Here is a 19712-nt window from a genome sequence, read left to right as displayed (position 1 = left end):
CACCATCAGGAACCCATCGTGACGCGTGGAGTGGCCTGAACTGTCTGGCCCACGCGTTCGACCAACAAAGCCATCTCGTATCCGACCTGTCCGATATCGCAGGACGTGTTGGTCAGGACTGCGAGGTATGACCCGTCACCCACCGCCATCAGCAGCAGGTAACCGTGCTCCATCTCGACGACGGACTGCAGTACGGTCCCGCCCTCGAACAGATTGGACACACCCACCGAGAGACTGGCCAGGCCGGCCGTGACAGCGGAGAGCTGTTCGGCCCGGTCGACCGGTAGCTGGGCGCTCGCCGCCATCAGCAGGCCGTCGGCCGAAACCAGGACGGCATGGGCTACGCCAGGAACCTCGCCTGCGAAGTTCGAAACCAGCCAATCCAACTGACGGTTCGTACCACCTAGTTCGGGGTTCATCGGTCTCCTTTGTCTCCGGTTAGGTTCATTGCTCGCATTGCACGGCCATCCCGAACACCTTGCTGATGCCGACTCAAACTAGACCGGATCGTCTCGGGATTGCGACTCGGCGTCCGTTCCTGGGCGCCGTTGACGGCGCCGGGCACCAGCCGGCCGCCTGGATTACGCTGCGGAAGACCGGCCGCGGTGCGGGTCTCGGGCTCGGCTTCGCTGGCCCGCCGGGCAGCGGTCCAGCCCTCGTCACCCGGGGATTCGAAGGATGCGACAGCCTGGGACCGATCGGTGTTCGGATCCGACAGCCACGCCGACATCATCTCCGCGAAAATGGGCGTACCACCCATCACGCTGTCGTTCTCCTCCGCCGGCTGCAACCGCGTCTGGAAGAAGGAAGCCGTCTTCGCGGGGTTGGACTTGTAGCTGTGCCGGCCGGGCTCGCGGGCGGGTGCGGCGGAATCCTCGACGGGTTCCGGCTCCCGGGGCAGCGCGACACCCGGTGGGTTGTCGAACCGTTCGGCGGTGTACCCACCCGGCTGCCGCTGTGGCAGGCCGCCCGGTTCCTCGGACCGGGACCGCCGCGAGGGAGCGGTGGCGTCCCGCTGCGGCAGGCCGTTCCCGGCCGGACCGCGCTGCGACAACCCGCTGTCGGGCGTACCGCGCTGCGGCAGACCGTTGTCGGGTGCATTCCGCTGCGGCAGACCGTTATCGGGCGCACCGCGCTGCGGCAGACCGCTGTCTGTCCGCCCGCGCTGAGGAAGACCGTTATCGGCCGGAGCCCGCTGCGGCAGACCGCTGTCCGTCTGTCCACGCTGAGGAAGACCGTTATCGGGCGCACCCCGCCGTGGCAAACCGCTGTCCGTCTGCCCGCGCTGAGGAAGACCGTTATCGGCCGGAGCCCGCTGCGGCAGACCGCTGTCCGTCTGTCCACGCTGAGGAAGACCGTTGCTGCCCCGCTGCGGCAAACCGCCGCCCGGAGCTTCGTGCCGCGGCGGTGCGCCGGGTCCGCGCTGGGCGGGAAGTTCCCCGGAGGAATCCCCGGACGGTAGGTCGGCGGCCGGACCACGCTGCACCGGTAGCTCACCGGAGGGGGCTCGGCCCGGGAGACCGTTACGAGTCGGCTCCCGCCGGGTGGGCGCGCCGGAGGCGGTATCGGTCGATTGCGGCGGCTCCTGCTCACGCCCGGTTGCGTCGCCCACCGTGGACCGGCGCTGCGGCAGACCCGGAATACCAGGCTCGCGGGCACTGCTTCCGCCGGTCTCCCGCTGCGGGAGCCCGTTCGGCCCCGGCTGGGCCGGTCGGCGCGGAGGCACGGGACCGGACGGACGCGGCGGCGCGGCGGTCTCCGACGCGGTCTCGGTGGGCCGCTCGGTGTCCGAACGCGAGCCGGCCGCATCCCGGGAACCCGCGGGGGCGCCGTTCGCGCCGGGGCGACGCTGCGGCAGTCCACCGGACTCCTGCTGCGGCGCCCCACCGGCGCCCGGCTGCCGCTGCGGCAGACCGCTGAGGCCGGCCTCGGTGGGGCGTGCGGGCGGGCCGCCCGCGGACGAGTCGCCCGGGGTACGCGGCGGGAGGGTCGGGGTGGCACCGCCACCACCGGGGCCGAGGTTGCGTTTGGGCAGGTTGGCGGCGGCCAGCTTGCCGCGTTGCGGGGCACTGCCCGCGCTCGCCTGCCGGAGGCTGGTGGTTCCTTCGCCGTCGCGCAGGCCACCGGACATGGCGGTACCGGGCTGTCTCTGCGGCAGTCCGCCCGGTCCCGCGGAAGCCGGGCGCTCCGGCGGTTTGGGACGTTCGACGGCCGGTAGCGGCCCGCTCATTCCCGGATCGACGGTGACCATCATGTTGCCGTCGGCGGTACGGCTGATTCCGCGGGTCTGCATGGCCGGTCCCCCGGCATTGCGCAGGGCGGCCGCGGCAGCCTCCTCGGGCGACTCTTCCGGCTTCGCCTTCTTACCGGCATCACTCGGGACCAGCGCCTGCGGACCCGAACCGGTCGCCAACGGCAGGATCTGCGTTTCGCCGGCGACGATCAGGCTCATCGGTACGTGCACGGTCACCGTGACGCCCGGATCGCGCGCAGTATCGAACGTCGGCCGCAGCCGGACATTGAGACCGTGGCGTTCGGCGAGCCGGCCGACCACGAACAGACCCATATGGCGGGCGGTGTCCGGGCCGGGTTCGGCGGTGTTCTCGAGCCGGCGGTTGATCTCGGCCATTTCGCTCGGCGGCATACCGATACCGCGGTCGGCGACCTCGATCAGCAGGCCTTGGTCGTGCGCCTGCGCGAAGGTGAACTTCACATCGGTTTCCGGCGGCGAGGCGCGCAGCGCGTTGTCCAGCAACTCGGCGAACAGGTGCGCCATATCGGAGGCGGCCGGTTCGATCAGCGCACCGCGCGGTGTGGCACCCAGCTTGACGCGTTCGTAGTCCTCGACCTCGGAGATCGCGGCCCGCAGCACGTCGGCGATCTCCACCGGCGCCGACTTCGCGCGGCGCTGTTTGGTACCGGCGAGAATCAGCAGGTTGTCGCCGTTCCGGCGCATACGGGCGGCGAGATGGTCCAGCCGGAAGAGGTTCTCCAGCAGGCGCGGATCCTTCTCGTCGTACTCCATCGCCTCGATCAGGCTGAGCTGATGGTCGACCAGCGATTTACTGCGCCGGGCCAGGGTCTCGAACATATCGTTGACCTGGGAACGCATCTGCGCCTGATCACTGGCCAGGCGCAGTGCCTGCCCGTGGATATCGTCGATCGCGCGAGCCAGCTGGCCGATCTCCTCCTCGGACCGGATGGGCATCGGTTCGAGCGGAACTTCCTCCGGCGCGGCACCGGTCCGGAGCTGGGCCACCTCGTCGGGCAGATCGCTTTCGGCCACGCGCAGCGCCGCCAGGCGCAGCCGGTGCAGCGGCACGATCATCGAGCGGGCCACGAAGACGGCCAGCAACAGCGCCGCCAGGATGGTCAGCAGCACGACGATCGAGTAGACGACGGCATCACGGAGGGCCTTGTCGGCCATCTTCTGCACACCGGTGTCGATGGCCGTGGTGGCCTCGCCGATCAGTTTGTCGGTGGTCGCGGTGCTGTCCAGCAGCGAGGCGCGGGCTTCGCCCAGCGGCAACCGGCCTGCTTGCGCCTCCGGCGATTCGAGCATGGCCTGGCGGTTGGCGACACCCTCGCGCAGGATGGTGATATCGGAATCTTCGGCGTTGTAGCGCTGGCTCAGAATGTTCAGCAGCGCGAGTTCGGTATTCGTCGCGGCCCGGTAGGCCTGCTCGCCCGCTTCCTGGTTGCGCAGCAGTTCGGCGGCCGCGGTGATCTCACCGACCATGGTGGACCGCAGGTTGAGCGCGTCGACGAGGCGGAGTTTGTCCGGGTCGACCGACGGGTCGCCGATTTCGCCGACGATCTCCTCCACCGTGCGGACACCCGCGTTACGGGCCCGGTCCAGGACGGCGACGGCTTCGTCCGGCGAACCGGACGGCGCCAGTCCGCCGGTCCGCACCTGTTTCGCCTGGTCGATCATCTCCGACAGCGACTGGTGCGCGCCGGACAGATCATCGAGGTCGGTCAGCGCGCCCTCGGCCGCCGCGATCGCCTTGTCCAGGTGGGTCAGGTTGTCCTCGGTGACCATGGAACGGTTCGGTGCGATGGCGATGGCCTGCGAGCCCGCGACCGTCGAGGTGGCGGAGCTGAGATCGAGCACGGCCGGTACGAGGCTGACGTTCTCGGCCGCCGAGCCCAGCCGGTTCGCCTCGCCCCATTCGGCCGATATCCTGGACACACCGAGTCCGACCGCGACCGCCAACGGCACAGCCAGGACGGCCGTAACCTTCCAGCGAAGGTCCCAGTTACTCAGCGCCCAGCGCTTCGTGCCGGACCTAGCGGCGTCACGCATTCCCACTCACTTTCCAACCTGGCCCCAGCCATGCACCACAGCAGAACTCCACACTCGCATAGTGGCTCGACGGGTGGAGCTGCCCGTGGGTCGCGGCTGGCCGAGAAATTGCGTCTACGACGGACCGAATTCGTGTCATCAGATTCTAACGGATCAATAACTTCTTGGTGTACTCAGCCCGGGTTTACGCACTCTGACCAGCCCATTACAGACATAAGCCATGGTCGCGACACCCGACGGGGGGTCGCGTGAAGTCTGCCACAATCGTGCTGATCTATCGAGGCGAGGATTGCTGCGAGGCTAGGGAGCACGGGTGAACGCGAGGAACGAGTATCGACCGGTCTATCAGACCAGCCTGGTCGATCCGGCCGAGTTCTGGACCCGGGCGGCGGCCGAGATCGACTGGGATGTACCGCCTGAGCAGGCCGTTGATACCGCCCGTCCCGTCTCGCGGTGGTTTCCCGGCGCCCGCCTGAACACCTGCTACAACGCCCTCGACCGGCATGTAGCCGCCGGCCGGGCCGGACAGGCCGCCCTGATCTACGAGTCGGCGATGACCGGCGAAAGCGGCGTTTACAGCTACGCCGAACTCCTCGACCGGGTCGCCCGATTCGCCGGCGCCATGCGCGACCTGGGCGTAACCGTCGGCGACCGGGTCGTTATCTATCTGCCGATGATTCCCGAGGCGGTGGTGGCGATGCTGGCCTGCGCCCGGATCGGGGCCGTGCATTCGGTGGTTTTCGGTGGGTTCGCGGCGCCGGAACTGGCCGCTCGTATCGACGACGCCGAACCGGTGCTCATCGTGACGGCGTCCGGCGGGCTGGAACCGAACCGCACCATCGATTACCCCCCTATCGTGCGCCGGGCGCTCGAATTGGCCGCCACCCCCGCGCCGCACACCGTGCTGGTGAAACAGCGATCCGGATTCGACCAATACGATTTCGGTGCCGATCTGGCGCCTGCTCGCTGGATCGACTGGGATACCGCGGTACACGACGCCGAACCCGCGGACCCCATCTCGGTGGCCGCGACGGACCCGCTGTACGTCCTCTACACCTCGGGCACCACGGGTAAACCGAAAGGCGTGGTCCGGGACAACGGCGGTCATGCTGTCGCGCTGACCTGGTCCATGCGCAATATCTACGATGTCGGCCCCGGCCAGGTGATGTGGGCCGCGTCCGATGTGGGCTGGGTCGTCGGCCATTCCTATATCGTCTACGCGCCGCTGCTGGCGGGCGCCACCACACTGCTCTACGAGGGCAAACCCGTGGGTACCCCGGACGCCGGCGCGTACTGGCGAGTGGTCGCGAAGCACCGGGTGCACACCTTGTTCACCGCCCCCACCGCACTCCGGGCCATCCGCCGGGCGGACCCCGCGGCCGAGTTCGCCCGCGACCGGGACCTTTCCTCACTGCGTTCCCTGTTCTGTGCGGGGGAACGACTCGACCCCGCCACCTACGAGTGGGCGGCGAACATCCTGCTGGCCGGACGCGACGACTGCCCGGTCGTCGACCACTGGTGGCAGACCGAAACCGGCTGGCCCATCTGTGCCAACCCGCTCGGGCTGCAGCAGCTGCCGATCAAACCGGGTTCGGCATCGGTGCCGGTCCCCGGCTACCGACTGCGGGTCCTGGACTCCTCGGGCAACCCGGTCGCGGCCGGCACCGAGGGCAATATCGTCATCGGCCTCCCGCTACCGCCCGGGGCGCTCACCGGCCTGTGGCAGGACGAGGACCGATTCCAGCGCTCCTACCTGGCGGCGTATCCGGGTCATTTCCTCACCGGCGACTCCGGGTATTTCGACGAGGACGGTTATCTCTTCGTTCTCGGCCGCAGCGACGATGTGATCAACATGGCCGGGCATCGCCTGTCCGCGGGCAGTATCGAAGCAGCCGTCGCGGGGCACGATTCGGTAGCGGAATGCGCGGTGATCGGGCTCCCGGACGAACTCAAAGGGCAGCGGCCGATCGCTTATGTCGTACTGAAATCCGATGCCCGGATCGATATCGAAACGCTGCGCGACGAACTGAGTGAGCGCGTGCGGACACAAATAGGCCCGGTGGCCGGGCTGTACGACGCAATCGTCGTACCCGCCCTGCCCAAAACCCGGTCCGGCAAGATCCTGCGCAAAACCATCCGGCAGATGACAGCGGGCGAACCCTACGAAATACCCTCCACCATCGAAGATCCCACGGTCCTGACCGAACTCGCCCGGATCATCGCGCCACAGCAACACACAAACTCCTCTTAAGAAATCCTCAGAGCCGGGCCAACCCTGCCCAATACGGTCTGAGGAGTCCACGAGCCCCCGGCTCGACTCGACACGGTAGGAGGCACTAATCCCCATGGCACACTCCACGAACCGCCGGTTCGGCAAGTTCGGCCTCACCACGCTCACCCTCGGCGCGGCGGCCGCCGCCACCGCTTTCCTCAGCCCCGCCATCGCCTCGGCGGGACCGATGGAAATGGCGGAACCATTGCTGACCAGCGATTGCTCCTTCGCCCAGGTCGACGCCGCCCTGCACGACCAGGCCCCGGAGCTGGCGGCGATGCTGGACAACAACCCGGATGCGAAGGCGCAGTTGCAGGCGAAGTTCGATCAGCCGGTCGAACAGCGCCGCGCGGAATTCCAGCAGTACCTCGACGAGAACCCGCAGGCGGCCCAGCAGGCGCAGGACGACCCGCGCGCGCAGCAGCTGCAGGCCACCTTCCAGGGCGTAGCCGACACCTGCCACAACTACTGATGGTGAGCATTATTCATCGGCGGCACCGCCGGTGCCGCCGATGAATAATGGCGGTGTGGCAGAGCGCATCAAACCGGCGGTTCTGGTTGTCGATGACGACGAGGATGTGCTCGCGTCTGTCGAGCGGGGTTTACGGCTGTCCGGGTTCCAGGTGAGCATCGCGCGGGACGGGGCGGCGGCACTGCGGGCGGTGTCCGAGGCGGCACCCGATGCGATCGTGCTGGATATGAATATGCCGGTGCTCGACGGCGCCGGGGTGGTGACGGCGCTGCGGGCGATGGGAAACGAGGTGCCGATCTGTGTGCTCAGCGCGCGGAGCTCGGTGGGTGACCGGATCGCCGGACTGGAATCGGGGGCCGACGACTACCTGGTCAAACCCTTCGTGCTGGCCGAACTGGTGGCCCGGATCAAAGCCCTGCTGCGCCGGCGGACCGATACCGCGCCGGCCGGTGCGCCCGACACCATCTCGGTCGGTCCGCTCCAGGTCGACACGGCCGGGTATCGGGCCCTGCTGAACGGCCAGGAGATCGAGCTGACCAAACGGGAGTTCGAACTGCTCTCGACGCTGGCCCGCAATGCGGGAGTGGTGCTGAGCCGGGAACGGTTGCTGGAACTGGTGTGGGGCTACGATTTCGCCGCCGATACGAATGTGGTGGATGTTTTCGTCGGCTATCTGCGCCGCAAACTGGAGTCCGACGGCACCCCACGGCTGCTGCACACGATCCGCGGGGTCGGGTTCGTGCTCCGGGATACGAAGTGAGCGACGACGGTCCCCGCCGACGGCGCCGCAGATCGTATTCGCTGCGCACCCGGGTCGCCGGAGCGGCCGCCGCCGGGTCGGTGCTCATCGTCATGCTGGTGAGTGCCGTGGCGGTACCGGCCATCGAGCGCAACAACCTGCAACAGGCCGACCAGCAACTACGAATCGCCTCGCGGCTGGTCGTGATCGAACCGGTGATAGCGGTCGGCATCGTCAACCTGGTGGGCCCGGACAGCGAGATGGCCCTGACCGTTCGCGACAACGGCCAGGTCACAACCTCCAGCGGCACCCAGATCCCGGAGCTGGATCCCGGATCGCGGACGGTCACCGTGGACGGCACCCCGTACCGGGTCCTGACCACCACCGAGAACCAGCCCGCGGGCCGGACGGTATCCCTGGGCATCCCGGCCACCGAAGCCGCGAAGGCGACAGCCGATCAACAGCGGTGGGTGCTGTTCGGCGGGCTGGCGGCGATCGCCGCGTCGGCGGCCCTGGGCTGGCTGTTCGGGGGCCGGGCGGTCCGTCCCATCGTCGTCCTCACCCGGCAGGTCGGGGCCCGCACCGGCTACCGCGACGCCACTCCCGAACCGGTCGACAGTTCCGGTGTCCTGGAGGCCGAACAACTGGCGGACGCGGTCAACACCATGCTGCGCCGGGTCGACGACGCACAGTCCGATACGGCGGCCGCACTGGAGACGGCCCGGGATTTCGCCGCCGTCTCGGCACACGAACTGCGCACACCGCTCACCGCGATGCGCACCGACCTCGAAGTCCTGGCAACCCTCGACCTGGACGAGGCGCAACGCACCGAAATCCTCGCCGACGTGCAGCGCAGCCAGGAACGCGTGGAAACCACACTGGCCGCGCTGGAACGATTGGCCTCGGGCGATCTGACCTCCGAACGCGACCATATCGACACCGATATCGCCGAACTGTGCGATCAGGCAGCGCACGACGCCATGCGCCACTATCCGGGCCTCACGGTCCGGATAGACACCGACGCCGAACTGGTCACCAGGGGCCTGCCCGCGGGGCTGCGGCTGGCGGTCGACAACGCGCTGAAGAACTCGGTGAAACACGGGGAAGCCACCGAGGCCCTGCTCTCGGCCCATCGCCACCCGGACAACACCATCGTCATCTCGGTCGACGACAACGGCCGCGGGCTACCTCGCGACGAGCGGGAACCGGTGTTTGCCCGGTTCGCCCGGGGCAGCGGCGCCCACAAGGGCGGATCGGGACTGGGCTTGGCGCTGGTGGCGCAGCAGGCTCAGCTCCACGGGGGGCGCGCCTACTTCGACGACGGCACCCTCGGCGGAGTACGGCTGGTCCTCGTACTGCCGGGTGTGTGATCCGGGTGCGCACCGTACGCGGACGTCACCGGGCGCGCCGGACCGCGCCCTCGTAACGCTCGGCACTGCCGCTGGGCAGTGGCACCCATTCCGCGAGGGTGCCCGGGTCTTCGGTGTACTCCATCGCGGAGAACAGCGGCAGCGTCCGCAGTGTCTCGTACCGCGATACCGGGCGGCGCCACGGGTTCGCTCGGGGCGCGTATGTCCTTCAACGGGTTCGGCGCGCCTCCTGTGGAGGCGCGCCGAACATCGTGTTCAGGGGTACTGGCCCTACTTCGCGTCGAGCAGGTCGATGACGAAGACCAAGGTTTTACCGGAGAGCGGCTGCCCACCGCCCGCGGGGCCGTAGGCCAGTTCCGGCGGAATGGTCAGCTGGCGACGGCCGCCGACCTTCATTCCGGGAATTCCGTCCTGCCAACCCTGGATCAGGCCGCGCAGCGGGAAGGTGATCGATTCGCCGCGGTTCCACGACGAATCGAATTCTTCGCCGGTATCGAATTCCACACCGACGTAGTGCACTTCGACGGTGCCGCCGGGAACTGCTTCCGGACCGTCACCGACCGTGATGTCCTTGATGACCAGCTCGGTGGGCGCGGGGCCCGCCTGGAATTCGATTTCCGGTTTGCTCATGCCTTGAATCCCCTTCGATTCAATCGGTTCAGCGGTTGGTGATTTCGGAGTAGTCCCGTGCACCATAGCCGGTGTAGATCTGCCGCGGGCGGCCGATCTTGATGGCTTCGCTGTGCATTTCCCGCCAGTGCGCGATCCAGCCGGGAAGCCGGCCCATGGCGAACAGCACGGTGAACATACGGGTCGGGAAGCCCATGGCCTTGTAGATGACGCCGGTATAGAAGTCGACGTTCGGGTAGAGCTTGCGCTCGACGAAATAATCGTCGGTGAGCGCGGCCTCTTCCAGTGCCTGGGCGATATCGAACAGCGGGTCGCTGCCGAGTTTGCTCAGAATGGTGTCGGCGTGTTTCTTGGCGATGGCGGCGCGCGGGTCGTAGTTGCGGTAGACCCGGTGCCCGAAGCCCATCAGCTTCACACCGTCTTCTTTGTTCTTGACCTTGCGGATGAACTCCTTGACATCCCCACCGGCGGCGAGGATACCGTCCAGCATTTCCAGCACCGCCTGGTTGGCGCCGCCGTGCAGCGGGCCCCACAGCGCGTTGATTCCGCCGGATACCGAGGTGAAGAGGTTCGCATCGGAGGAACCCACCAGCCGGACCGTGGAGGTGGAGCAGTTCTGCTCGTGGTCGGCATGCAGGATCAGCAGCATGTCCAGGGCGGAAGCGATTTCCGGGTCCACCTGGTAGGGCTCGGCCGGGAAACCGAAGGTCATCCGCAGGAAGTTCTCCACCAGCGAGAGCGAGTTGTCCGGGTAGAGGAACGGCTGGCCCACCGACTTCTTGTACGAATACGCGGCGATGGTGGGCAGTTTGGCAAGCAGCCGGATGGTGGACAGTTCGACCTGTTCCGGATCACGCGGGTCCAGGGAGTCCTGGTAGTACGCCGAGAGCGCGTTGACCGCCGAGGAGAGCACCGGCATCGGGTGAGCGTTGCGAGGGAACCCGTCGAAGAATCGCTTCAGATCCTCGTGCAGCAGGGTGTGCCGGCGGATCTTGTCGGTGAAATCCTCGAGCTGGTCCTGGGTGGGGAGCTCGCCGTAGATGAGCAGGTAGCTGACCTCGATGAAGGTCGAGTTGTCCGCCAGCTGCTCGATCGGGTAGCCGCGGTACCGCAGAATGCCCTGTTCACCGTCGATGTAGGTGATCGCCGATTTGGTCGACGCGGTGTTGACGAACCCGGGATCATAGGTCGTATATCCCGTGCTCGACAGCAGCTTGCCGAGATCGATACCGTCGTTGCCTTCGGCGGCCTCGGCGATCGTCATGGGGTATTCGCCACCCGGATAGGTCAGAACCGGTTTGGCGTCATTGATGTGATTCTCCGGCACGGAAGGTTCCCTCTCAGGCTTATGACCGTCGGCATCGCATGCGGTCGGCACACGGTGCGTTACCGGTAGACGCTAGACCTTCCCTCGCAGGCTTCGGCGGGGAGGGTACCCGCGCGTCGATCTCACAATCGGGCCGCGCGGACGTGAGATTCAGCGGGATAGTTACCGGACCGTATCGCTGTGACCGGCCGAATTGCGAGTCCGGGCCGCCGCCGACCGGCCGGGGCGGACCGAGCCGCGAGACGCGGGAGAACTGCCACCTCACGGGCTAGCCAAACGGTACCCACGGCTGCCGTATCGAAACCGTGCGGAATATCACCGAGTCACCTGGAAAGGGTGTAACAGGCCATGCCTGCCGGGCGGATTCACGGCTGCAGGCGCTGCACCGACATCCCGGACTCAGCGATCCGGACCAGGATCCGGTTGTGCAACCGTCCGCGCCGGCCCTGCCAGAACTCCACCTCGTCGGGGCGCAACAGATATCCGCCCCAGTGCGGCGGCACCGGAATCTCGGCCGCCGTAGCGAACCGGGCGGTGGTCCGGGCCAGCTGCCGGTCCAGTTCCTCGCGCGAGCCGATCGGCCGCGACTGGTCCGAAGCCCAGGCCCCGAGCTGGGATTCCCGGGGCCGCGACCGCCAGTACAGCTCGGTGACCGCGGCGGGCACCCGCTCCACCACGCCGCGCACATGGGCCTGCCGGGCGAGTTGCGTCCAGAGGAATGTCGCCGAGGCGTAGGGCGCCGCGGCCAGTTGTCTCCCCTTGGCCGAGTCGTAATTCGTATAGAAGATCACGCCGTCGGGCGAGAGCCCCTTGCAGAGCACGGTGCGCGTCACCGGCCGCGGCACCGGACCCTCCTGGTCCAGGGTGCCGAGCACCATGGCGTTGGATTCGGCGATACCGGCCGCGGTGGCCTGTTCGATCCACTGCCGCAGCAGCGGCTCCCAGCCGCCGGCCACCGAGTTCTCGTCGAGTTCGCTGTCCCGTGCCCCGAGCAGCGGACCCGATTCCGGCGAACCCGGATGGGCCGCACCGTATTCGGCGCGCAACGCCGCGAGACGGGCGTCCGACTCCTCCACCTCAGCCATGGGCCAGACGTTACTCCTGAGTAGTAAAGCGCTAGAGTTCTGTTGAAAGGAGAGTCGCGTATGACCACCAATTCCGGCGTAGCGGGGGGCGGCGCGGTCCCCGAGGGTTTCGTCAGCGGCCTCGAGGGGGTGGTCGCGTTCACCACCGATATCGCCGAACCCGACAAGGACGGCGGCGCGCTGCGCTACCGCGGCGTGGATATCGAGGATCTGGTCCGCAACCGAGTCACCTTCGGTGATGTCTGGGCACTGCTGGTCGACGGCGAATTCGGGCACGGTCTCCCCCCGGCCGAACCTTTCCCGCTTCCGGTGCACACCGGCGATGTCCGGGTCGACGTGCAAGCCGGCCTGGCCATGCTCGCGCCCATCTGGGGCTATCAGCCGCTCCTCGATATCGACGAGCCGACGGCCCGGGAGAACCTGGCCCGCGCCTCGGTGATGGCGTTGTCCTATGTCGCGCAATCCGCGCGCGGGATCTATCAACCCGCCGTGCCGCAGCGCCGGATCGACGAATGCACCACGGTCACCGAACGGTTCATGACCCGCTGGAAAGGCGATCCGGACCCGCGGCACACCGAGGCCATCGACGCCTACTGGGTATCCGCCGCCGAACACGGTATGAACGCCTCGACCTTCACCGCCCGGGTGATCGCGTCCACCGGCGCGGATGTGGCAGCCTCGCTCTCGGGTGCCATCGGCGCCATGTCCGGCCCGCTGCACGGCGGCGCCCCGGCCCGGGTGCTGCCGATGATAGAAGAAGTGGAACGCGCCGGCGATGCGCGCGCCCTGGTCAAGGGGATCCTGGACCGCAAGGAAAAGCTCATGGGCTTCGGCCACCGGGTGTACCGCGCCGAAGACCCCCGGGCACGGGTACTGCGCGATACAGCCGCACGCCTGGCCGCACCCCGCTACGAGGTGGCCGCCGCCCTGGAACAGGCGGCGCTGGCCGAGCTGCGGGAACGCCGCCCGGACCGCGCCATCGAAACGAATGTCGAGTTCTGGGCGGCGGTCATCCTGGACTTCGCCGAGGTACCGGCCCATATGATGCCCGCCATGTTCACCTGCGGCAGGACCGCGGGCTGGTGCGCGCACATCATGGAACAGAAGAAACTGGGCAAACTGGTACGACCGGCCGCCATCTACACCGGGCCGGGCCCACGGGCCCCGCACGAGGTCGTGGGCTGGGGGAACGTGTCGGTGGCTCCGCCCTCCGTATGACATAAGCGGCCGGACCCACGTCAGACACAGTCCGGGTCGGACTCCCAATCAACAGCTACCGAGTCGCCACCGTCCACCGCGAAGAAGGCGACCTGCAGTTTGGCACCCAGGTCCAGTTGCCCGATGGCGGACAGCGGCACCGATTGCACGATCCGCACCCGCCAGGGGTCCGGTTCGTCCCAGGTGCGCAGCTCCAGGTCCATGCGCATCACCGGATCGTCGCAGCCGCAGTAGTCGGCGGCGACCGAGGTCACTGCCAGGACGGTGGCGGTGGCCCGGCGGCCGTCGGCCAGGATTTTCGCGAGGGCCGCGCGGCCGGGATCGGCGTCGCCGGGTAGATACAGCACCATGCGGTCACGGTCGTCCGGGTCGACCCGGCAGCAGACCAGGTCGCCGGGACGCATCCGGTCCAGTTCTGCACCCGATACGCGCTGCCGGACCTGGGCTTCGTACGGCGCCAGCCCGGGCAGGCGCACCCGGACCCGGAAGGTATAGCCGGGCTCGCGGCGGCGGGTGCGGGTGGCCAGTACCGTGGCCGAACCGGCGGCGCCGTGCGTCAGCAGTTCGCGGCGGTCGGCGCCGGTGGGCGCCTCGCCACGCCGCCGGAAGCGCCGCGGCAGGAGGTCGCGCACGCGCCAGGGTGGAGCGGGTAGGCCCGGTCCGTCACTGTGACCGTGCGCGCGGCCATCGTCGGATGGATCTCCGGCAGCGCCCCTTGACGACCGCATGCTCATACCCACTCACGTTAGCCGGAGTGTGGTACGCGGCACAGCAACGGCGCGGCTACGCTGTTCGCCATGACCAGTGCGTTCCCGACCATCCCCGATGACCTCAAGCCCGCCGACGGTCGTTTCGGTTGCGGCCCGTCCAAGGTTCGCCCGGAGCAGCTGCAGTCCCTGGTGGAGGTGGGTGCCTCGGTCTTCGGCACCAGCCACCGGCAGAAACCGGTCAAGGATGTGGTCGCCCGGGTGCGGTCCGGGCTGCGGGACCTGTTCTCGTTACCCGAGGGCTACGAGGTGATCCTCGGTAACGGCGGCACCACCGCGTTCTGGGATGCCGCCGCGTTCGGCCTGGTCCGCGAACGCTCCCTGCACCTGACCTACGGCGAGTTCAGCTCGAAGTTCGCCAGCGTTACCAAGAAGAACCCGTTCCTCGGTGAGCCGATCGTGGTGTCGGCCGATCCGGGCAGCGCGCCGGACCCGGTCGCCGATCCGGCCGCCGACCTGATCGCCTGGGCGCACAACGAAACCTCCACCGGTGTCTCGGTCCCGGTGCAGCGGCCGGCCGGATCGGACAACGCGCTCATCGCGATCGACGCGACCTCCGGCGCGGGCGGGCTGCCGGTGAACATCACCGATGCCGATATCTACTACTTCGCGCCCCAGAAATGCTTCGCCGCCGACGGCGGCCTGTGGATCGCGCTGATGAGCCCGGCCGCGCTGGCCCGGGTCCAGGAGATCAAGGATTCGGGACGCTGGACCCCGGATTTCCTGTCGCTGCCGATCGCCATCGAGAACAGCCTCAAGGATCAGACCTACAACACTCCGGCGCTGGCCACGCTGCTGCTGTTCGCCGACCAGATCGATTGGCTGAACCGCAACGGCGGCCTGGACTGGGCGGTGAAGCGGACGCTGGATTCGTCGTCGCGCCTGTACTCGTGGGCCGAGGCCAGCGAGTACGCGACGCCGTTCGTCACCGATCCGGCGCACCGGTCCCAGGTGGTCGGCACCATCGATTTCGCCGACTCGGTGGATGCCGCCGCGGTCGCCAAAACGCTGCGGGCCAACGGCATCGTCGATACCGAGCCGTACCGCAAACTGGGCCGCAACCAGTTGCGCGTCGGCATGTTCCCGGCCATCGACCCCGAGGACGTGGGACAGCTCACCCGCTGCATTGATTGGGTGGTCGGAAACCTCGGCTGACCCGAGATCACCTGCGAATTCGGGCCCGCCGCGCGTGTTGCGCGGCGGGCCCGCCGCTATCCTGCCCGGGTAGTCCGGAATCAACTTGATACACAAGGGAATAGAGAAGATTAGCGGTAGACGACGGCCACAGGGTACATTTCGGTGCCGCGTGTCTTGCCACACGAATCCCAGAAGTGCACTACTGTTCCAGAACGTGGGCGGTATCGCGAGCGACGCGATAAGGAGGTAGTGGTGCGTGAACTTCGAGTGATCGGGGTGACGCCCGACTCCGCCCATATCGTGTGCGTCGACACGGAAAGTGGCCAGAAATTCCGGCTTCCCGCCGACGACAAACTCCGCGCCGCGGCCCGCGGCGACCTTGCCCGATTCGGCCAGATCGAGATCGAAATGGAAGCAACTATGCGTCCTCGCGATATCCAGGCTCGAATCCGCGCCGGCGCCTCTGTGGAACAGGTGACCCAGGAATCCGGGATGCCGATGAGCCGGGTGGAGCGTTTCGCGTATCCAGTACTGCTGGAACGTGCACGCGCCGCCGAACTCGCCCAGAAGGCCCATCCGATCCGGCCCGACGGCCCGGCGGTGGAGATCCTGATCGATGTCGTGACCGCGGCGTTCAGCGCCCGCGGGCATACGCTCGACAACGCCGAATGGGACGCCTGGAAGGATGAGAAAGGCGTCTGGGTCGCCCAGTTGCAGTGGCAGAACGGCCGTTCCGAGATCGCCGCGCACTGGCGCTACCAGCCCGATGCCCACGGTGGCACCGTATCCCCGCTCGATGATCCGGCCACCGATCTGATCGATCCCGATTTCGGTCGTGCGCTGCGCGGGCTCGCCTCGATCCTGCCGGTCGAAGCGGAAACTCCGCCCGCCCCCGAACCGGTTGTGGCCGAACCCCGTCGCGAGCCCGCCCGGCCGGCCGCGGTGGACGACTACTACGAGCAGCGCGCGGTCGCGGGCGGCAGCGCAACCCTGCCCGCGACGGCCCCACTCCCCCCTGGCGCCAACCGGTCCCCCGCGTTGCCCGCGGGAACCAGTCCGGCCAACGCCCCGGCACCGGCCGAACCGTACCGGCCTCCTGAGCCGGAACCGTATCGACCGCCGGCGGCCGAGGCTCCCCCGGCACCCGTCGAAACTCCGGCACCTGCGGTAGCACGCCCGGTTCCGCCACCGGCCCCGGCCGTAGCGCAACAACCGCAGGCACCGGCTCCAGCACCCGAGCCGGCGGCACCCGCCGCACCCGAGCCGATCCCCGCGACTGCCGCGCCGGTTGCTGTCGAGCCCACACCGGCCCCGGCCGCACAGCCCGAGCCCCCTGCCGTCACGGCCGTCCGGCCCGAACCCTCCGTTGCGGCAGCCGTCCAGCCCGAGCCTGCCGCCGCTCCGACCGATCGGCCGGAACCCGCCGACGAGGCAACAGCTCGACCCGAGACGCTCGCGGTCCAGCCGGAACCTCCCGTCGTCGCGGCGGTGCCGCCCGCGGCGGCCACCGATACCGGAACCGGTGCGGCCGCCGAATCCACAACCCCGCAGGACAGCGAGGCACCGCGCGCGGCTACCGAAGAGCCGGCCCCCACCTCCGAGGTGGCCGAGCAGGCTCCCGGCACCGAACCGGCCGACGCTCCGGCGGCGAAGCCCGCCGCCAAGAAGGCACCGGCCAAGGCAGCGAAATCGACGGCGCGCAGCAAACGGGGTAAGGCACCCATGCCGTCGTGGGAGGACGTCCTGCTCGGGGTTCGCAGCTCAGGTAACTAGACAGCCGCGAACCGGCGTGTTTCCCGCGACAACCGCCCGATTCACCGGATCGGGCGAGTAAGTTCCGCTGTACGGCGACACGGTTCGATGCGGGGCCGGTTCGGCCGCGGCCGCGGTGCGCGCCGAGAAGTTCACGACCCGGTTCGTGCGCTATCGGAGGTGGGTGGATGCTGTCCAAGATTTCCTCGGTGTGGTACGTCGACACGCCCGATCCGCTCGAGGTGCTGCGGGCCGGCCGCGGTCCCGATCCGGATGCGGCATACGCGCTGGCCCGGCAACTGCACCCCGGCCTCGATATCCAGCCGACCGTGCCCGCCACCCTCGCCGACGCGGCCGGTCCAGAACCCGATGAACTTTTCATCGGCTGCTACCCCGGTCTCACGCTGCTGTGCAGCGCCTACGCGGCCCGGGTGCACCCGACCGAGATCCCGGAACTGCTCGTCCGGCCGCTGGCCGAGGAGCACACCTATCTCGTTTCCTTCGATCTCGAATACGGCTGGGGTTCCTTCGCGCATTGGGAACGCGGCGGGTTGCGCCGGGCATTCAGTTCCACCCGGCTCAATATCCTGCAGGACCAGGGTCTGCCGCATATCTGGGAGCGACCGCACTGGGCCGGCGAGCACCCCATCCAGTGGCGAGCCGGCGAGCTGCCGGATCCGCTGGTGCTGCCGTTCGATCCGCCCGGTTTCGCGGATACCGCGAACTACGAATGGCTCGGTTTCCGATATTTCCCGGAGGTCATCGGTCCGCCCGGCCCCGAGGACAGTTCCGCCGCTGCCCACGATCGGCCGACCCCGGACGATATCCGGGTCTTCGGTTTCCGTCTCCATCCCGACGACGACGCTGCGAAACCACATCATGATCCCCACCCGCCGCACAACCGGATGAGCCATGAGCGCAAAGGACTGCTGTCCTGGCTGCGCGGCCACGATGCCGCGGTGGCGGCCGAAAAGTAGGGCGGGGTCAGGCCGCGAACAGCAACCCGATCCAGGCGAGCAGCACACCCACGCCGGCTCCGGCCAGCACCCAACGGGTCACCGGGCGAGTCCGCCACCGCCAGGCGGTGGGCGCGATACCGATCGCCGCGACCAGGTTCACCGCCAGCGAGAGCAGCGGGTGCACCTGCGTCAGGGCCGCGCCGAATGCGTACACACCCACCATGGTCAGGGCCGCCACCAGCGCGGCGACCGTGATCCCGGCCGCCCACGGGGTGGGTTCGCTGGGCGGGGTCGAGTACCTGCCGTATCCGGGACCTGCCGGGTTCATGCGGTCCGCACCCGTTCGTAGAACGCCATGGCCGCCGCGGTCGCCACGTTCAGTGAATCGGTACCCGGTGTCATCGGAATCCGGGCCCGGATATCCGCCGCCGCCATCGCTTCCTCGGTGAGGCCCGGTCCCTCGGCGCCGAGCAGCAACGCCACCCGCCGGCCGGTGAGCGCGGTGGCCAGGGTCGCGGCCGCCGGATCGGGACTCAACGCGACCACCTGGAAATCGCTGCGGCGCAGCAGATCCAACCCGTTCGGCCAGTCCGGTACCTGAGCGAACGGCACCCGCAGCGCATGCCCCATCGAAACCCGCACCGATCGACGGTACAGCGGATCGGCGCAGCCGTCCCCGAACAGCACCGCGTCCACTCCCAGACCCGCCGCGTTACGGAACATCGCACCCAGGTTCTCGTGGTCGTTGACGCCCTCGAGCACCGCGACCGTCACGGCGCCGGAGATCAGTTCCGCGAAATCGCGCGCCGCCGGCCGCCGGGCCACGGCGAGCACCCCGCGGTTGAGATGGAAACCGACCACCTCGGCCATCAACTCGGCCGGAGCCCGGTAGAACGGGATATCGGAACCCGCGAGGTCGGCGGCGAGTTCCTGCCACCGCCTATCGACCCCGAGCAGGGCATGCGGCCGGAACGGCGATTCCAGCATGCGCCGGACCACGACCGTGCCCTCGGCGATGACCAGGCCTTTTCCTCCCGGACGGTCGGGTCTGCGATCCGCTGCCTTCAGATCCCGGAAATCGTCGACCCGCGGATCGGCAGCACTGTCCACATCGAGAACCACGGCCACGGGACTCATCCTGCCAAGCCGCGCCGCGCCGTCCACGCTGTGGGTGCGGATACCGGCGCACTGGGGCATGCTTGATGTATGAAGCTGATCCAGCTGTTGCTCAATATCCTCTGGCTGATCTTCGCCGGGTTCTGGATGGCACTGGGATACTTCGTGGCCGCCCTGATCTGCTTCATCCTCATCATCACGATCCCCTTCGGCATCGCCGCGCTGCGCAACGCCGCCTACGTGCTGTGGCCGTTCGGCCGCACCACCGTCGAGAAACCGGGCGCGGGCGCGGGCTCACTGCTGGGCAATATCATCTGGTTCATCGTCGCGGGCTGGTGGCTCGCACTGGGACACCTCACCACCAGCATCGCGCTGGCCGTCACGATCATCGGTATCCCGTTCGCCTGGGCCAATCTGAAACTGATCCCGCTGGCACTGTTCCCCCTGGGCCGCGAAATAGTCGACAGCGACCAGCCCTTCGTATCGAGCTACGGCGCCGCCCGCTGACCACCTCCACGGCGCCGGGCCGGTCGGCCGCACCCGATCGAATGTGCCCAGCGGC

17 protein-coding genes are annotated in these 19712 nt (G+C 68.3%); 9 read left to right on the top strand and 8 right to left on the bottom strand.

Annotated features, from left to right (window positions below):
* Nucleotides 1–5: 5 nt before the first annotated feature.
* Nucleotides 6–419, bottom strand: coding sequence for a roadblock/LC7 domain-containing protein (locus ACIA75_RS06385; protein WP_030522784.1), 414 nt, complete (start codon nt 417–419; stop codon nt 6–8).
* On the bottom strand, nt 416–4306 hold the full coding sequence (locus ACIA75_RS06380; protein WP_397100491.1) for an ATP-binding protein: 3891 nt from the start codon (nt 4304–4306) through the stop codon (nt 416–418). Before ACIA75_RS06380 ends, ACIA75_RS06385 begins: the two co-directional genes overlap by 4 nt.
* A gap of 313 nt (nt 4307–4619) precedes the next feature.
* Here ACIA75_RS06380 and ACIA75_RS06375 point away from each other — a divergent pair, with 313 nt between their 5' ends.
* The 4 genes from ACIA75_RS06375 to ACIA75_RS06360 all read left to right on the top strand — a co-directional run bounded on the left by ACIA75_RS06375 (nt 4620) and on the right by ACIA75_RS06360 (nt 9159).
* Nucleotides 4620–6557: an AMP-binding protein gene (locus ACIA75_RS06375; RefSeq protein WP_397100489.1), complete on the top strand. Its 1938-nt coding sequence runs from the start codon at nt 4620–4622 to the stop codon at nt 6555–6557.
* Nucleotides 6558–6651: 94 nt separating this feature from the next.
* Nucleotides 6652–7050, top strand: a complete 399-nt coding sequence (locus ACIA75_RS06370) for a hemophore-related protein (RefSeq protein WP_397100486.1) — start codon at nt 6652–6654, stop codon at nt 7048–7050.
* Nucleotides 7051–7105: 55 nt separating this feature from the next.
* Entirely contained in the window at nt 7106–7810 is a 705-nt protein-coding gene (locus tag ACIA75_RS06365) for a response regulator transcription factor (protein WP_397100484.1), read from the top strand.
* On the top strand, nt 7807–9159 hold the full coding sequence (locus ACIA75_RS06360) for a sensor histidine kinase (protein ID WP_397100482.1): 1353 nt from the start codon (nt 7807–7809) through the stop codon (nt 9157–9159). The genes ACIA75_RS06365 and ACIA75_RS06360 overlap by 4 nt, the downstream gene beginning before the upstream one ends.
* Before the next feature lie 270 nt (nt 9160–9429).
* Here ACIA75_RS06360 and ACIA75_RS06355 read toward each other — a convergent pair whose 3' ends face one another.
* The 3 genes from ACIA75_RS06355 to pdxH all read right to left on the bottom strand — a co-directional run bounded on the left by ACIA75_RS06355 (nt 9430) and on the right by pdxH (nt 12201).
* Nucleotides 9430–9789 carry an FKBP-type peptidyl-prolyl cis-trans isomerase gene (locus ACIA75_RS06355; protein ID WP_397100480.1) on the bottom strand — a complete coding sequence of 120 codons (360 nt, stop codon included), beginning with the start codon at nt 9787–9789 and terminating at the stop codon, nt 9430–9432.
* 28 nt (nt 9790–9817) lie between these two features.
* Complete coding sequence (locus tag ACIA75_RS06350; protein WP_397100477.1) at nt 9818–11116, bottom strand: citrate synthase; 1299 nt, start codon at nt 11114–11116, stop codon at nt 9818–9820.
* Nucleotides 11117–11481: 365 nt separating this feature from the next.
* A complete protein-coding gene (gene pdxH, locus ACIA75_RS06345; protein ID WP_397100475.1) occupies nt 11482–12201 on the bottom strand; it encodes a pyridoxamine 5'-phosphate oxidase in 720 nt (239 codons plus the stop codon).
* Between the two features lie 60 nt (nt 12202–12261).
* On the opposite strand from pdxH, the gene ACIA75_RS06340 reads away from it, so the two are divergent.
* The gene (locus ACIA75_RS06340; RefSeq protein ID WP_397100472.1) at nt 12262–13419 is read left to right on the top strand and encodes a citrate synthase 2; all 1158 of its coding nucleotides are present in this window, start codon (nt 12262–12264) and stop codon (nt 13417–13419) included.
* Between the two features lie 20 nt (nt 13420–13439).
* Here the strand turns inward: ACIA75_RS06340 and ACIA75_RS06335 are convergent, their stop codons facing one another.
* Complete coding sequence (locus tag ACIA75_RS06335; RefSeq protein ID WP_397100470.1) at nt 13440–14051, bottom strand: hypothetical protein; 612 nt, start codon at nt 14049–14051, stop codon at nt 13440–13442.
* Between the two features lie 165 nt (nt 14052–14216).
* Here ACIA75_RS06335 and serC point away from each other — a divergent pair, with 165 nt between their 5' ends.
* The 3 genes from serC (at nt 14217) to ACIA75_RS06320 (ending at nt 18052) form a co-directional block, all read left to right on the top strand.
* Nucleotides 14217–15341, top strand: coding sequence for a phosphoserine transaminase (gene serC / locus ACIA75_RS06330; RefSeq protein ID WP_397100467.1), 1125 nt, complete (start codon nt 14217–14219; stop codon nt 15339–15341).
* Nucleotides 15342–15575: 234 nt separating this feature from the next.
* Nucleotides 15576–17096: a septation protein SepH gene (sepH, locus tag ACIA75_RS06325; protein ID WP_397100465.1), complete on the top strand. Its 1521-nt coding sequence runs from the start codon at nt 15576–15578 to the stop codon at nt 17094–17096.
* Between the two features lie 167 nt (nt 17097–17263).
* Nucleotides 17264–18052, top strand: coding sequence for a DUF6928 family protein (locus tag ACIA75_RS06320; RefSeq protein ID WP_397100463.1), 789 nt, complete (start codon nt 17264–17266; stop codon nt 18050–18052).
* A 7-nt stretch (nt 18053–18059) separates the two neighbouring features.
* Here the strand turns inward: ACIA75_RS06320 and ACIA75_RS06315 are convergent, their stop codons facing one another.
* Both ACIA75_RS06315 and ACIA75_RS06310 read right to left on the bottom strand, forming a co-directional pair.
* Nucleotides 18060–18362 carry a DUF2537 domain-containing protein gene (locus ACIA75_RS06315; protein ID WP_397100461.1) on the bottom strand — a complete coding sequence of 101 codons (303 nt, stop codon included), beginning with the start codon at nt 18360–18362 and terminating at the stop codon, nt 18060–18062.
* Nucleotides 18359–19162, bottom strand: a complete 804-nt coding sequence (locus ACIA75_RS06310; RefSeq protein ID WP_397100459.1) for a TrmH family RNA methyltransferase — start codon at nt 19160–19162, stop codon at nt 18359–18361. The genes ACIA75_RS06315 and ACIA75_RS06310 overlap by 4 nt, the downstream gene beginning before the upstream one ends.
* Nucleotides 19163–19240: 78 nt before the next feature.
* Between ACIA75_RS06310 and ACIA75_RS06305 the strand changes: the two genes are divergently transcribed.
* On the top strand, nt 19241–19657 hold the full coding sequence (locus ACIA75_RS06305) for a YccF domain-containing protein (protein WP_397100457.1): 417 nt from the start codon (nt 19241–19243) through the stop codon (nt 19655–19657).
* The last annotated feature ends 55 nt before the right edge of the window (nt 19658–19712 follow it).

The organism is Nocardia sp. NPDC051750 (genome assembly GCF_044453135.1).
In the GTDB taxonomy this organism is placed as follows: Bacteria; Actinomycetota; Actinomycetes; order Mycobacteriales; family Mycobacteriaceae; genus Nocardia.
This window is presented reverse-complemented; position numbering and strand designations above follow the sequence as displayed.